This is a genomic window from Paraburkholderia ribeironis (assembly GCF_900019265.1).
GTDB lineage: Bacteria > Pseudomonadota > Gammaproteobacteria > Burkholderiales > Burkholderiaceae > Paraburkholderia > Paraburkholderia ribeironis.
Genome location: NZ_CYGX02000108.1, coordinates 14,874 through 29,704 on the forward strand (window position 1 = coordinate 14,874; position 14,831 = coordinate 29,704).

Below are 14,831 nucleotides of genomic sequence, written 5' to 3' on the forward strand. Positions count from 1 at the left end.
ATAAATAGTAAGAATGCCTTGCACCTTTACCGGTTATTCCTCAATCAATGAAAAAATATAATGACGCACAAGCTTCTATAGTCATTTCTGGAGGAAATCGTGCAGTCTCCGGTACCAAAAGGGATCGCCGCAGCCGCAGTTCTTACGATCCTATTAACAATAGCCGGATGCGCAAGTACCCGAGGCATCGCGCCGCAAGATCACGGCATCGAGCCGTCCTCGCTCGACGCCGGCAACGCCATCCGCGCCGCCAATGCCGACGCCCAATGGCCGGCTGTCGACTGGTGGCGCGCCTATAACGATCCGCAGCTCAACCAGTGGATCGAAACCGCGCAGGCCGGCAACCCGAGTCTCGCCGCCGCCCAGGCGCGTGTGCGCGAGGCGCTGTCGATGGCGGGTGTCGCCCGGTCGGCATTGTCGCCGCAGGTCAACGGCAGTTTGTCGATCGAGCGTAAGCAATGGCCCGACAACGTGTTCTACGGTCCGGGGCCGCTCGCTGGCGAACAGTCGTGGAATAACACCGGCACACTCGGTCTGTCGTATCACCTCGACCTGTGGGGCAAGGACAAAAACGCCGCCGAGCGCGCGCTCGACGCCGCCCACGCCAGCGCCGCCGACGCCCGCGCCGCGCAGCTCGAACTGCAGGGCAACGTGGTGCGTGCGTACATCGAGATGTCGATGAACTACGCGTTGCTCGACATCGCCCAGGCCACGCTGCAACAACAGCAGCAGATCGTCGAGCTCGCCAACCGGCGCCTGAAGGGCGGCATCGGCACGCAGCTCGAAGTGAGCCAGGCCGAAACGCCGCTGCCGGAGTACGAGCGCCAGATCGACGCGCTCGAGGAAAAGCTCGCGCTGGGCCGCAATCAGCTGGCCGCGCTGGCCGGCAAGGGTCCAGGCGCGGGCGACGCGATCCAGCGCCCGACGCTGTCGCTCGCTACGCCCGCTGGCTTGCCGAGCGCGTTGCCCGCCGAGCTGATCGGCCACCGGCCGGACGTGGTCGCGGCGCGCTGGACCGTCGCCGCGCAGGCGCGCGGCATCGACGTCGCCAAGGCCAGCTTCTATCCGGACATCAATCTGCTGGCGTCGATCGGCGGTTATGCGGCGATGGGGCCGCTGTTCCAGTTCCTGAAGAACCCGTCGCATAGCTGGAGCGTCGGTCCGGCGCTGTCGCTGCCGATCTTCGACGGCGGCCGGCTGCGCTCGGAACTCGGCGCGGCGTCGGCCGGCTATGACGAAGCGGTGGAGCGCTATAACCAGTCGATCGTCGGCGCGTTGAAGGATATCTCCGACCAGGTGATCCGCATCCGCTCGCTCGCGACCCAGGCCAACGACGCCGATCGGTCGGTCGCGGCGGCCCGCAAGAATTACGAGCTGTCGCGCGAAGGCTATCGACGCGGCCTGACCGACTATCTAAACGTGCTGGTCGCGCAGAACCAGTTGCTGCGCGCGCAGGAAGGCGTCGCGAAGATCCAGGCCGAGCGCCTCGGCGCGCATGCGTCGCTGGTGACCGCACTGGGCGGCGGACTCGACGAACCCGCCAATGGTCCGCAGGACAACGAAACATTGCCGGCGCACGGCAAGGGTCGGGGCAATGCCGTGGCCAAACCCACGTATGCGCGAGCGCAAACCGCCACGGCGAGCCGCACGAACATACCCCCTGCCGTGCCATCCACGAACCGCACCGGCGTGAGCGCAGTGGCAAACCTGCCGAGCGCCACCGACGCGCCCGCATCCGAGTGAGCAAGCCGGCCATGTCAGCCTCTTCCTCCTCCAGCGCGCGCCCGGCGTCGTTCGCCGCGCTCGGTTCGGCCGTCGCCGCATGGGCGCGCACGGACGGCCTCACGTGGGTCTACATGTTCAAGGCGCTGGCAGCCTGTTTTCTCGCGCTCGGCATCGCGATGAAACTCGATCTGCCGCAGCCGCGCACCGCGATGACCACCGTGTTCATCGTGATGCAACCGCAAAGCGGCATGGTGTTCGCGAAGAGCTTCTACCGGATTTGTGGCACCCTCATCGGTCTGGTCGTGATGCTGGCGTTGATCGGCCTGTTCGCGCAGCAGCCGGAGCTGTTCATCGCGTCGACGGCGATCTGGGTCGGCATCTGCACGGCGGGAGCCGCGCGCAACCGCAACTTCCGCTCGTACGGTTTCGTGCTGGCCGGCTATACCGCCGCGCTGATCGGCATCCCCGCTTCGCAGCATCCGGACGGCGCGTTTCTGAGCGCGCTCACGCGAGTCGCCGAGGTGGTGATCGGCATCGTCTGCGCGGGCGCGGTGAGCGGCCTCGTGTTTCCGCAGTTCGCCGGCATGCAGATGCGCGGCACCGTGCGTGCGCGTTTTTCGGCCTTCGTCGAATACGTGTCCGCATCGCTTGCCGGGCACAACGACCGCGCGCAGATCGAAGCGACCAATGCGCGCTTCGTCGCCGACATCGTCGGCTTCGAAGCGGCGCGCAGCGTGGCCGTGTTCGAAGGCCACGATGCGCGCATGCGCAGCGGCCGTCTCGCGCGGTTGAACGGCGAGTTCATGAGCGCATCGACGCGCTTTCACGCGCTGCATCAACTGCTGAACCGGCTGCGCGCCGCCGGCACGCGCGGCGCGAGCGATGCGGTCGCCGCGCTCGAGCCGTACTTCAAGGAGATCGCCCCGCTGCTCGCGAAGTCCGGCGAACCGGTGCTGAGCGCCGCCGACGCCGCCCACGCCGCCGCGCAACTCGACGCCTACAAGGCCGAGTTGCCCAGGCGCATGCGCGCGACGCGCGCCGCGCTGGCAACGCATGCCGATGCGCCGCTGCTCGACTTCGACACCGGCGCGGAACTGCTGTACCGCTTCATCGACGATCTGCACGCCTACGCGGCCACCTATGCGTCGCTCGCCGTCGACACACATGTGCGCGAACGCTCGGTCGACCGTTACGAACCGAAGACGAACGGCATCGCGGCGGGCGTCGCGGGCCTGCGCGCCACGCTCGTGATGATGGTGCTCGGCGCGTTCTGGATCGCGACTGCGTGGCCCAGCGGCTCAACCTTGACGCTGAACGCCGCAGCGATCTGCGCGCTGGCGTCGTCGTCGCCGGACCCGAAGCGCACCGCGTTCCAGATGGCCGGCGGCACGCTGGCCGCCACCGTGTTGGGAATGATCGCCGTGTATGGCGTGTTTCCGCACATCGACGGCTTCGTGCTGCTATGCGCGGCGCTCGCGCCGTTCCTGCTGCTCGGCGTGTTCATGACCACGCGCCCGCTGCTGGCCGGCTATGGCATCGGCTATAGCATCTTCTTCTGTTTCCTCGCCGGCCCGGACAACGTGATGCATTACGACCCGAGCGCCTTCATGAACGATGCGCTGGCGCTGGTGCTGTCGATGCTGGTGTCGTCGATTGCGTTCGCGGTGCTGCTGCCGCCGTCGACGCCGTGGCTGCGCAACCGCCTGCTGGTAGACCTGCGCCGCCAGGTGGTGCTGGCGGGCAGCGCCGGCATGCGGCGGGTGCGCTCGCGTTTCGAGAGCGGCGCACGCGATCTGATGTTCCAGATCAACGCGCTCGCGCAAAACGAGCCCGAGCTCAAACGCGACACGCTGCGCTGGCTGTTCTCGGTGCTCGAAGTGGGCAATGCGGTAATCGACCTGCGCCGCGAACTGGCGGCGCTGCCGGCCGATGCGCGCTACGCGGATTCGGCACCGTGGCGCGTCTCGTTGCAGACGATGCGCGACGCGCTGAGCGCGCTGTTCGAGCGGCCGCGCGAAGACCGCTTCGACCGCGCGCTGGCGACGACCGCCGCTGCGATCGCCGAACTCCAGCAGATGCTGGCCGGCTTCACGCCGCCGCGCGAAGAGCGGCATCAACTGCAACGCATCCTGAGTCAACTGCATTTCATCCGTACCGCGCTGCTCGATCCGCAATCACCGCTCGAACCGTTGATGAGAGGACGCGCCAGCGCGTCAGAAGGAGTTCTTCATGCCACGTGATATCGCCGTCCTGGACGCCTACGTGCCGACCATCGTGCTGCTGTTCATCGCGGGCGCCGCGCTGACCTGGGTGCTGGACCGCGTTATTGCCTACACGGGGCTGTATCGCGTCGTGTGGCATCCGTCCTTGTTCCGGGCCAGCCTGCTCGTGTGTGTGTGCGGCGTGCTGGGCCTCGCCGTTTATCGTTGATCAAAGTCGAAACATGACCATCCGAAATCTTGTGGGCTTCACCGCGACAGCCATTATTTTTATCGTCGCGGTCCTGATTGGACGCGTGCTGTGGGTTCATTACATGGATGAACCGTGGACCCGCGACGGCCGCGTGCGCGCCGAGATCGTCAACGTCGCGCCGGACGTATCCGGCGCGGTCGTCGATCTGCCGGTCAAGGACAACCAGTTGGTGAAGAAGGGCGATCTGCTGATGCAAATCGATCCATCGCACTACGAAATAGCGGTCGAACAGGCGCAGGCGGCAGTGGCCGCGCGCAAGGCCGAGTTGCAGATGAAGCGCGACGACGCGCAGCGGCGCGCCGACATGGACGCGCAGGTGGTGTCGAAGGAAAGCCGCGAGAATGCGACGCATACGGCGTCCGCCGCCGAGGCTTCGTATCAGCAGGCGCTCGCTGCGCTGGATGCGGCCAAACTGAACCTCGCGCGCACCCGCGTGGTGTCACCGGTCGACGGCTATGTGACGAACCTGAGCGTGTTCCGCGGCGACTACGCGAGCGCCGGCGCCGCCAAGCTGGCGATCGTCGACAGTCACTCGTTCTGGGTCTATGGCTACTTCGAAGAAACCAAGCTGCCGCACGTACGCATCGGCGACAAGGCCGAAGTCCGGCTGATGAGCGGCGGCACGCTGCAAGGGCACGTCGAGAGCATCTCGCGCGGCATCTACGATCGCGACAATCCCGAAAGCCGCGAATTGCTCGCGGACGTGAACCCGACCTTCAACTGGGTGCGCCTCGCGCAGCGCGTGCCGGTGCGCGTGCAGATCGACTCCGTGCCCGACGGCGTCGTGCTGGCGGCGGGCATTACCTGCACGGTGGTCGTGAAGCCCGGCGCCGCCAGCGCGAGCTGAAAGCGAGGCGTGGCGTGTCGTGGCGTGTCGTGGCGTGACGTGGCGCGCCTACAGCCTGAACTTGCCGACCATCGCCTTCAGGCCGCGCGCCTGATCGTCCAGCGAGCGGGCCGCGGCGGTGGCCTGCTCGACCAGCGCGGCATTCTGCTGCGTGCCCGAGTCCATCTGGGTCACCGCCAGATTGATCGCCTCGATGCCGGCGCTCTGCTCGGACGAGGCCGCCGAAATCTCGCCCATGATGTCGGTGACGCGCTTGACCGCCTTGACGACTTCATCCATCGTCTGGCCGGCGTCCTGAGCCAGCGTCGAGCCGTTGCTCACGCGTGCGACCGACGTATCGATCAAGCCTTTGATCTCCTTCGCGGCCGAGGCGCTGCGCTGGGCCAGGTTGCGCACTTCGGCGGCGACCACTGAAAACCCGCGGCCTTCCTCGCCGGCGCGCGCCGCTTCGACCGCCGCGTTCAACGCCAGGATGTTGGTCTGGAACGCGATCCCCTCGATCACACCGATGATGTCGCCGATACTGCGCGCGCTGTCGTTGATGTCGTTCATGGTCGCGACCACGCGGCTCACCACCGCGCCGCCCTTCTCCGCGATCTCCGACGCGTTGTTGGCAAGCGTGCTCGCCTGCCTCGCGTTGTCGGCGTTCTGCCGCACCGTCGAGGTCAACTGCTCCATGCTGCTCGCGGTGCGTTCGAGCGCCATCGCCTGTTGCTCGGTGCGTTGCGACAGGTCGAGGTTGCCCATCGAAATCTGGCCTGACGCCGTCGCGATCGCGTCCGCGCTCGACGCGATATCGGAGACCGTCGTCGCGAGTCCGCTTTGCATGTCGTGCAGCGCGTACAGCATGCTCGATCGATCCTTGCGGCCCAGCGCGATCTGGTTCGACAGGTCGCCCGCCGCGATCCGGCTGGCGATTTCCTTCGCGTACGCCGGCTCGCCGCCGAGCTGGCCGGCAAGACGCCGCACCACCCATTCGCTGATACCGAACGCCAGCGCGATCAGCCCGAGCGTCATCACCGCGATCATCACGAACGACGAGTGATAAATGAAACCGGACGCGGCAATGGTCGCCTTCGCGGCAGTGCCGCGCTGCGCGACCAGTTCGTCGACGAGTTTTTCGAGCTTGCCGGTTTCGACCAGCAGCGACACGTCCTGCGTGCCGACTTGCCAGTTCATCTGCGAGAGGTCGAGCGGCTGCGCTTTCACGAGCGTCACGAAATCGCGCAGATGGCCGCTCCACGCGGTGATTGCGGCCGCAAACGCCTTCTGCTGCCCGGTCGCCTGCGCGTCGGCGGTGTCGACGTACTGTTGCAGCGTGCCGAGTTGCGCGGCGAGGCCGGCGAGCCCCTTGTCGATGTCGGCGCCGAGATCGTCGCGCTCCTTCGCGGTGGTCGCGGTCAGCAGCATCTTTTGCGCGCGGCTCGCGCGCAGCATGTAGCCGCGCGCTTCTTCGGCCGCACGGCTGGCAACGTGACCCTGGTCGTAGATGGATTGCGCGGATTCATTCACCCGGCTGATCTGCGCGAGCGAGAACACGCCGATCGAGAGCGTGCCGATCAGCAGCACCGCGAACGCGACGCGCAACATCGCCTTCACCGACAAGCCCTTGAGCCTCACCGCAGGCGCGCCGCCATGCTGGCTCCGCGACGGCGTGCTGCCTGCCGACTGTCGTTCCGTCAAGAACCCCGCGCCTTGCCGGCCGCCCGGCGAAATTGCTTTCATATCCCCGTCCCCACGTGTAGACCTGCCGGAAAGGTCGATTCCGGCATTGCTGCTTTTCTCTCCGGGTCTACGGCAGCAACGTGCGCGATCTTTAACGCCGCTCGCACATGCTGATCGTGTATCGCCCGGTCCTCGACACGCCGCTTTGTAAGCCACGCGCCCGCGACCGCTTTATACATGGCCAAAAATCCGCGAGCGGTATTTGTCGGACGACTGGCCGACCGCATGGGTACGGAGCACACGCGCTGCGCGCCTGCTGATACCGCGCCGCTGGGCGCGACTCGCGATTCGCACAGCCCCCGATGCGCGCCCATCTGCCCCTAAGCGTCCGATCCAATGTCCGATTCGCGACAAAACTTGTCCTTACAATTCACGGAAGCCACATTAAACTTCGACAAACACTTAAAACCACCGGACGCCGCGTCGAAATGCCGCAGTCATCACAACAGGCGACACGCCACGCCGGCCACCGCTGAATTCTTACCCGTCGTTATTCGCCACCCTTTCTCCGTCAACTAGCGTATGGAAACGAGCCTCGAAAAAGGCGCCCTCGCCGGCGCGTCCACCGGCAATCCAGGCACCACCTCGGCCACCGCCGCGCAACCGGCCGCCAGGATCCAGCGCACGGTCTACTCCGTGCTCGGTGCGATCAGCTTTTCGCATCTGCTCAACGACATGATCCAGTCGTTGATTCTGGCGATCTACCCGATGCTCAAGGACAACTTTTCGCTGTCGTTCGGGCAGATCGGGCTGATTACGCTGACCTACCAGATCACCGCGTCGCTGCTGCAACCGCTCGTCGGCATCTACACCGACAAGCATCCGAAGCCGTATTCGTTGCCGGTCGGCATGGGCTTCACTCTCTCGGGGCTGCTGCTGATGTCGGTTGCGGCGAATTTTGGCGTGCTGCTGGTCGCGGCGGCGCTGGTCGGCTGCGGCTCGTCGGTGTTCCACCCGGAATCGTCGCGGGTTGCGCGCATGGCCTCAGGCGGCCGGCACGGGCTCGCCCAGTCGCTGTTCCAGGTGGGCGGCAATGCGGGCACCTCGCTCGGGCCACTGCTCGCCGCGCTGATCGTGATTCCGCACGGCCAGCGCAGCATCGCGTGGTTCTCGCTGGCAGCGCTCGTCGCGATCGTCGTGCTCACGCAGATCGGCCGCTGGTACAAGCAGCATCCGTCGGTGAAGAAGGCGCGCGGCCAGGCGGCTCACGCCACGCTGTCGCGCAACCAGATCCTGCTCGCGATGGGCGTGCTGATCCTGCTGGTGTTCTCGAAGTATTTCTACCTCGCCAGCATCAACAGCTACTTCACGTTCTATCTGATCGACAGGTTCCATCTGACGGTGCAGGCCGCGCAGGTTCATCTGTTCGTGTTCCTCGCAGCGGTCGCGGCGGGCACGGTGATCGGCGGTCCGATCGGCGACCGGATCGGGCGCAAGTACGTGATCTGGGTGTCGATCCTCGGTGTCGCGCCGTTCACGTTGCTGCTGCCGTATGCGAACCTGTTCTGGACCGGCGTGCTGACGGTGATTATCGGCGTGGTGCTGGCGTCGGCGTTCTCGGCGATCCTCGTCTATGCGCAGGAACTGATCCCCGGGAAGGTCGGGATGATCGCGGGGCTGTTCTTCGGTTTCGCGTTCGGCCTCGGCGGGATCGGCGCGGCGGTCCTCGGGCAACTAGCCGACGCCACCAGCATCGCGTTCGTCTACAAGGTCTGTTCGTTCCTGCCGCTGATCGGCGTGCTGACGGTGTTGTTGCCGAACGTCGAGGGCAGACGCGCGAAGGCCTGATCGGTCGTTCGGAGCTTGTATCGAGGGAAGAGGCGCCGCGGCGCCTTTTTCTTTTGCGTGGCGCATGAGCGTGACCGCGCTTGCGGCGGGCGGCATGGCGCATGAGCGTGACAGCGCTTGCGACGGGCGGGCATGGCGAATGCGCGGGATGCGCTTGCGGCGGGCGGGCATGGCGAAAGCGCGCGGGATGCGCATGCCGGAGCTGGCATGGCGTGCGCGCGTGCCTCGCGGGCCCCGCGGCCGGTCTGCCGCTCGCCATGAATCCGCCTTGTCCGCCCCGCCGCATGTGCTCTATGCTTGTGCGGTGCGGTTGCGCCGCGCGGCCGCACCGCCGCACCCCCGCACCGCTCGCCCACCCGTTCACTCACGCAGCACAAGGATCGCCGCAGATGACCAGCTACCGTGATTTCCACCGCCGTTCGATCGAGAACCCCGACGCTTTCTGGCGTGAAGAAGCGCAACGGATTCACTGGCACACGCCGTTCGGCACGGTGCTCGACCGCTCGAAGCCGCCGTTCGCGCGCTGGTTCGTCGGCGGCCGCACGAATCTGTGCCATAACGCGGTGGACCGCCATCTGGCGGAGCGCGCGCAGCAGAACGCGCTGGTATATGTGTCGACGGAAATCGGCGTCGAGCGGCGCTACACATACGCCGAGCTGTACGCGGAAATCAACCGGATGGCCGCGGTCATGCGCTCGCTCGGCGTGAAGCGCGGCGACGTCGTGCTGATCTATCTGCCGATGATCCCCGAGGCGCTATTCGCGATGCTCGCGTGCGCGCGTCTGGGCGCGATCCACTCGGTGGTGTTCGGCGGCTTCGCAGCGCCCAATCTCGCGACGCGCATCGACGATGCGAAGCCGGTGCTGATCGTGACCGCCGACGCCGGTGCGCGCGGCGGCAAGGTGATCGACTACACGCCGCTGATTGACGAAGCGCTCACGCGCGCAACCCACAAGACGCCGCGCGTCTTGCTGATCGACCGGCAACTTGCGCCCGAACGCCTGAACGCCAACTACCTGGTCGCGTACGAACCGTTGCGCGAGCAGTTCTTCGACACGCACGTGCCCTGCGAGTGGCTCGAATCGAACGAGCCTTCGTATGTGCTGTACACGTCGGGCACGACCGGCAAACCGAAGGGCGTGCAACGCGACGTGGGCGGCTATGCGGTCGCGCTCGCGGCGTCGATGGAGTACATCTTTCAGGGCAAGCCCGGCGACACGATGTTCACCGCATCGGACGTGGGCTGGGTGGTCGGCCATAGCTACATCGTCTACGCACCGCTGATCGCAGGGCTGACCACGGTGATGTACGAAGGCACGCCGATTCGCCCCGATGGCGGCATCTGGTGGCGCCTCGTCGAACAATACAAAATCAATCTGATGTTCACCGCGCCGACCGCGTTGCGCGTGCTGAAAAAACAGGACCCGGCGCTGCTGAAGAAGGCCGATCTGTCGAGCCTGCGCGCGTTGTTCCTCGCCGGCGAGCCGCTCGACGAGCCGACCGCCGCGTGGATTGCCGACGCGCTCGGCAAGCCGGTGATCGACAACTACTGGCAAACCGAGACCGGCTGGCCGATGCTGGCGATTCCGCGCGGCGTCGAAGCGCTGCCCACCAAGCTCGGCTCGCCGGGCGTGCCGTCGGCCGGTTTCGATCTGACGCTGCGCAACGAGCTGACCGGCGAGCCTTGCCCGCCCGGAGAAAAAGGCGTGCTGGCGCTGAACTATCCGCTGCCGCCCGGCTGCATGTCGACGGTCTGGGGCGACGACAGCCGCTTTGTCAGCACCTACTGGTCGAGCATTCCGAACCAGCAGGTCTATTCGACCTTCGACTGGGGCGTGCAGGACGAAGACGGCTACGTGACGATCCTCGGCCGCACCGACGACGTGATCAACGTCGCCGGCCACCGGCTCGGCACGCGCGAGATCGAGGAAGCGTTGTCGAGCCACGCGTCCGTCGCGGAAGTGGCGGTGGTCGGCGTGACGGATGCGCTGAAGGGTCAGGCGGCGATGGCCTTCGTGGTGCTGCGCGGCGCGCAAGCCTCGGCGGATTCCAGCGAGCGCGCCCGGCTGTCGGCCGAACTGACGGCGACGGTGGATCGCGAGCTCGGTACGATTGCGCGGCCGGCGCGCGTGGTGGTGGTGTCGATGCTGCCGAAGACGCGCTCCGGCAAGCTGCTGCGCCGCGCGATCGCGGCGCTCGCCGAAGGACGCGACCCCGGCGACCTGCCGACCATCGAAGATGCGGGCGCGTTGCAGGAGATCCGCGAAGCGCTGGACGACGCCGCGAAAAACTGAGTGGATGCCCTATCGGGTCGAAAAGCGGGTTGAAAAGCGGGTTGAAAAACGGCACCGGGAAGTGCGTGGGCTGCATGCAGCCCGCTCCACCCGGCGTTTTTTACCCCGCTGTGCGACCCGGGTTGAAAAAGCGTGTCAGGATCGCGTTCGAATAGACCCCCGCGATTTCGGTCAGAAACGATACGAACGACGCCGGCGCGTGATCGTCGGCGGTGTCCGAGATCGTGCGCACGACCGCGCACGGCACCCCGTACTCGTGGCAGACCTGCGCGATCGCCGCGCCTTCCATCTCGACCGCAAGCGCATCCGGCAACGCGTCGCGCAGCGCCGCGACGCCCGCCGCGCTGGCGACGAACTGGTCGCCGCTGACGATCAGACCGCGATGCACGCGCGGCTCGTGCGTGCCGAAGCGTGCCGCCGACGCCGCGCCCTCTTCGGCGATAAAGCGCTCGCACGCCGCGGCGAGCCGATCGGCCAGCGCCACATCGGCGGCGAAACGCGACATGCCGAGGAGCGGCACTTCGAAGCGCGGAAACAGCGGCGACGCGTCGATATCATGCTGCAGCAGCGCGTCGGCGACGACGATGTCGCCGACCCGCACCTCGCCCCCCACACCACCGGCGACGCCCGTGAACACGACCGCCTCGACGTCGAATTCATGGATCAACGCGCTGACCGTTGCCGCCGCGGCGACCTTGCCGACCCGCGCCAGCGTGACGACGCACGGCGCACCGTGGACGGTGCCGAGGTGATAGTCGCGCTGACCGTGCGTAATCGTGCGCACGCCGGACTCGGCGCGCATCGCCTCGATCAGATCGCCGAGCTCCTGCGGCAACGCCGCCAGAATGCCCAGCGGACGCTGCGGCACCGCCGCGCTGGCGCGATCCTCGCCTGGCGGCAAGCCCACGCCGGCCGTATCCATGACGCCCGCGCTCATTCGACCGCCTGCAGTTTGGCGACCGCGAGCGCGAGCCATTTCTCGCCGTGGCGCTTGAATTTGACCTGCGCTTTCGCGTCGGTGCCGCCGCCTTCGAGCGCGGTGATCGTGCCTTCGCCGAACTTGGTGTGGAACACCTGCTGGCCGACCCGGAAGCCCGTTTCCGCCGCGCGCTGCTCGTTCGCGAAGGCCGGCAGCGCAGCCGGCGTCGACGATGCCGGGCCCGTGTAACCAGGCCGCGCGAACCAGTCGCGCCCATACCCCGCGTTGTCCGAGCGGCCGCCCCAGCGCGCGCCCGCCTCAACCTTCGGCGTGAGCCACTTGAGCGTGTCCTGCGGCAGCTCGTCGAAGAAGCGCGAGCGGATGTTGTAACGGGTCTGGCCGTGCAGCATCCGGCTCTGCGCGAACGACAGATACAGGCGCTCCTTGGCCCGCGTGATCGCCACGTACATCAGACGCCGCTCTTCCTCCAGCCCGTCCGATTCCATCGCGCTGTTCTCGTGCGGGAACAGCCCCTCTTCGAGGCCGGTGATGAACACCGCCGTGAATTCGAGCCCCTTGGCCGCGTGCACCGTCATCAGCTGCACGGCTTCCTGGCCGGCCTGCGCCTGGTTGTCGCCCGCCTCGAGCGACGCGTGCGACAGGAAGCCGGCGAGCGGCGTCATCGTGTCGGGATTTTGCGCCGGCTCGGTGATGCCGGGCGCGTCCAGCACGACGGTATTCGGATCGTCGGTGGCGACCGCCAGTTCAGGCGCGGCGGTCGCGCCCGGGCGCAGCGGAATCGAACGCGCCGGCGTGTCCATCCCGTAGCCCTCTTCGCTGACGAACGCGGCGGCCGCGTTGACCAGTTCCTGCAGGTTCTCCAGCCGGTCCTGGCCTTCGCGCTCGTTTTGATAGAACTCCGCGAGACCGCTCGTGCGCACCACGTACTCGACGGTTTCCGGCAGGCTCATCTGCTGCGTTTGCCCGCGCATCTTGCCGATCAGGTTCGCGAAGCCGGCGAGGCTCGAGCCCGCCTTGCCCGCCACATACGGAATCGCGGCGGCCATCGAACAGTTGTACAGACGCGCCGCGTCCGCGAGCTGCTCGATCGAACGCGCGCCGATGCCGCGCGTCGGAAAGTTGACGACGCGCGCAAACGCGGTGTCGTCGTTCGGATTGTCGATCAGGCGCAGATACGCGAGCGCGTGCTTGACTTCCTGCCGCTCGAAAAAGCGCAGGCCGCCATACACGCGATACGCGATACCCGCGTTGACCAGCGTATGTTCGATCGTGCGCGACTGCGCGTTGCTGCGATAGAGGATCGCGATCTCGCTGCGCGACGTGCCGGTGCTGATCAGCGCCTTGACTTCCTCGACGATCCAGCCGGCTTCCTGGGTATCGGTCGCGGACTCGTAGACGCGCACCGGTTCGCCGTGGCCCGCGTCGGTGCGCAGGTTCTTGCCGAGGCGCCGCGAGTTGTTGGCGATCAGCTGATTGGCGGCGTCGAGAATATGGCCGTGCGAGCGGTAGTTCTGTTCGAGCTTGATGAGGTGCCGCACGTTGAATTCGTGCTCGAAGTCGCGCATGTTGCCGACGTTCGCGCCACGGAACGCATAGATCGACTGGTCGTCGTCGCCGACTGCGAAGATCGGGCTGGACTGGCCCGCCAGCAGCTTCAGCCACGCGTATTGCAGCTTGTTGGTGTCCTGGAACTCGTCGACGAGGATGTGCCTGAAACGCGCCTGATAGTGCGCGCGCAACGGCGGATTGTGCGCGAGCAGCTCGAAGCAGCGCAGCAGCAGCTCCGGGAAGTCGACCACGCCTTCGCGCTGGCATTGCTGGTCGTAGGCTTCGTAAAGCTCGACGAATTTGCGGTTGAAGTTGTCGGTGGCGTCGACGTCTTTGGGCCGCAGTCCCTGTTCCTTCGCATTGTTGATGAAGTACTGCAGGTTCTTCGCCGGGTATTTTTCATCGTCGATGTTGAGGCCCTTCATCAGGCGCTTGAGCGCCGACAGCTGGTCTGCGGTGTCGAGAATCTGGAAGGTCGCCGGCAAGCCCGCGTCGCGATGATGCGCACGCAGCATGCGGTTGCACAGACCGTGGAAGGTGCCGATCCACATGCCGCGTGGGTCGATCGGCAATAACGCCGACAGGCGCGCCATCATTTCGCGGGCGGCCTTGTTGGTGAAGGTCACTGCCAGAATCGTGGCCGGCGACGCGAGGCCGTGCTGGATGAGCCACGCGATGCGGGTGATCAGAACGCGGGTTTTGCCGCTGCCCGCACCGGCGAGAATCAGCGCGGGCTCGTTCGGGAGCGTGACGGCGGCGTGTTGTTCGGAGTTCAGGTTGGCTAGCAGGTCGGGCATCTTTTTTTGCAGGGACGGCAGGTTGTTCGTCATTATATGCCCCTGCCGGGGTGGGGTTTTTTTGCCTGTGCGGGGCTGGGGGTTGGGTTTTTTTTGTTGGCCTTTCCTTGAGTTGCTTGTGGGCTATTGGCGTTGCCGCTGAGGTGGTCTTCTTAAGGTGTTGGCCTTTCCTTGATTTGCTTGTGGTCTATTGGCGTTGCCCCTGTGCGGGGCGGGCACCTACTTTCTTTGCATGCCGCAAAGAAAGTAGGCAAAGAAAACGGCTTCAAACCGCTAATTCTTAAGCGGGTCCCCTGGCTTGGAGGGGATAGTGGCGCGATTAACGAACGATCCCTCGCGCAGCAGACGGCAGTGACCAGGCTGTCATTCGCTCCCACTCCGCACTGCGTGCGTCGCGGACAGGTATGCAAGGGAAACCAGCGGCTCTTTCTCTGCGCTGTGGGGAGCCTTCGGCTTCGCCTCGGCGAGGCGCAAACAACACCAGTGGTTTGATGAACGACCGCCTCGGCGCGCGCAGCGCCGCCGGAAGCATGACTGCCTTGTCACCGGGGCGGAATGTGCGAAGACACGGATTCCAGATGCGCCACTGCCCCCTCCAAGCCAGGGGACCCGCTTAAAAGCTGGCGGTTTGAAGCCGCTTTCTTTGCCTACTTTCTTTGCGGCATGCAAAGAAAGTAGGTGCCCGCCCCGCACAG

The 14,831-nt window shown here is 66.1% G+C and carries 9 protein-coding genes; 6 read left to right on the plus strand and 3 right to left on the minus strand.

Translation table 11 applies throughout. The features are described from left to right. The first annotated feature begins 99 nt into the window (after positions 1-99). Genes BN2475_RS30850 through BN2475_RS30865 form a run of 4 tightly spaced genes read left to right on the plus strand, consistent with a single transcriptional unit; the run spans position 100 to position 5,044 of the window. On the plus strand, positions 100-1,743 hold the full coding sequence (locus BN2475_RS30850; RefSeq protein ID WP_094783175.1) for an efflux transporter outer membrane subunit: 1,644 nt from the start codon (positions 100-102) through the stop codon (positions 1,741-1,743). Positions 1,744-1,754: 11 nt separating this feature from the next. Continuing rightward, positions 1,755-3,965, plus strand: a complete 2,211-nt coding sequence (locus BN2475_RS30855) for an FUSC family protein (protein WP_094783183.1) — start codon at positions 1,755-1,757, stop codon at positions 3,963-3,965. Then, positions 3,955-4,155: a DUF1656 domain-containing protein gene (locus tag BN2475_RS30860; RefSeq protein WP_094783176.1), complete on the plus strand. Its 201-nt coding sequence runs from the start codon at positions 3,955-3,957 to the stop codon at positions 4,153-4,155. Before BN2475_RS30855 ends, BN2475_RS30860 begins: the two co-directional genes overlap by 11 nt. Before the next feature lie 13 nt (positions 4,156-4,168). Continuing rightward, on the plus strand, positions 4,169-5,044 hold the full coding sequence (locus BN2475_RS30865; protein WP_094783177.1) for an efflux RND transporter periplasmic adaptor subunit: 876 nt from the start codon (positions 4,169-4,171) through the stop codon (positions 5,042-5,044). Between the two features lie 48 nt (positions 5,045-5,092). Here BN2475_RS30865 and BN2475_RS30870 read toward each other — a convergent pair whose 3' ends face one another. Next, positions 5,093-6,769 carry a methyl-accepting chemotaxis protein gene (locus BN2475_RS30870; protein WP_094783178.1) on the minus strand — a complete coding sequence of 559 codons (1,677 nt, stop codon included), beginning with the start codon at positions 6,767-6,769 and terminating at the stop codon, positions 5,093-5,095. Between the two features lie 522 nt (positions 6,770-7,291). Here BN2475_RS30870 and BN2475_RS30875 point away from each other — a divergent pair. After that, on the plus strand, positions 7,292-8,557 hold the full coding sequence (locus BN2475_RS30875) for an MFS transporter (RefSeq protein WP_094783179.1): 1,266 nt from the start codon (positions 7,292-7,294) through the stop codon (positions 8,555-8,557). 389 nt (positions 8,558-8,946) lie between these two features. Beyond that, positions 8,947-10,851: a propionate--CoA ligase gene (locus BN2475_RS30880; RefSeq protein WP_094783180.1), complete on the plus strand. Its 1,905-nt coding sequence runs from the start codon at positions 8,947-8,949 to the stop codon at positions 10,849-10,851. A 100-nt stretch (positions 10,852-10,951) separates the two neighbouring features. Here the strand turns inward: BN2475_RS30880 and BN2475_RS30885 are convergent, their stop codons facing one another. Together BN2475_RS30885 and BN2475_RS30890 are read right to left on the minus strand one after the other, a co-directional pair. Continuing rightward, positions 10,952-11,773 (minus strand): 5'-methylthioadenosine/adenosylhomocysteine nucleosidase, encoded by an 822-nt coding sequence (locus tag BN2475_RS30885; RefSeq protein WP_094783184.1) that lies wholly within the window; start codon positions 11,771-11,773, stop codon positions 10,952-10,954. An 11-nt stretch (positions 11,774-11,784) separates the two neighbouring features. After that, a complete protein-coding gene (locus BN2475_RS30890) occupies positions 11,785-14,136 on the minus strand; it encodes a UvrD-helicase domain-containing protein (protein WP_094783185.1) in 2,352 nt (783 codons plus the stop codon). Positions 14,137-14,831 lie beyond the last annotated feature (695 nt).

Coding starts and splice junctions, on each gene's coding strand:
- BN2475_RS30855 (WP_094783183.1), top strand. CDS start 1,755: ATGTCAGCCTCTTCCTCCTCCAGCGCGCGCCCGGCGTCGTTCGCCGCG.
- BN2475_RS30860 (WP_094783176.1), top strand. CDS start 3,955: ATGCCACGTGATATCGCCGTCCTGGACGCCTACGTGCCGACCATCGTG.
- BN2475_RS30865 (WP_094783177.1), top strand. CDS start 4,169: ATGACCATCCGAAATCTTGTGGGCTTCACCGCGACAGCCATTATTTTT.
- BN2475_RS30870 (WP_094783178.1), bottom strand. CDS start 6,769: ATGAAAGCAATTTCGCCGGGCGGCCGGCAAGGCGCGGGGTTCTTGACG.
- BN2475_RS30875 (WP_094783179.1), top strand. CDS start 7,292: ATGGAAACGAGCCTCGAAAAAGGCGCCCTCGCCGGCGCGTCCACCGGC.
- BN2475_RS30880 (WP_094783180.1), top strand. CDS start 8,947: ATGACCAGCTACCGTGATTTCCACCGCCGTTCGATCGAGAACCCCGAC.
- BN2475_RS30885 (WP_094783184.1), bottom strand. CDS start 11,773: ATGGATACGGCCGGCGTGGGCTTGCCGCCAGGCGAGGATCGCGCCAGC.
- BN2475_RS30890 (WP_094783185.1), bottom strand. CDS start 14,136: ATGCCCGACCTGCTAGCCAACCTGAACTCCGAACAACACGCCGCCGTC.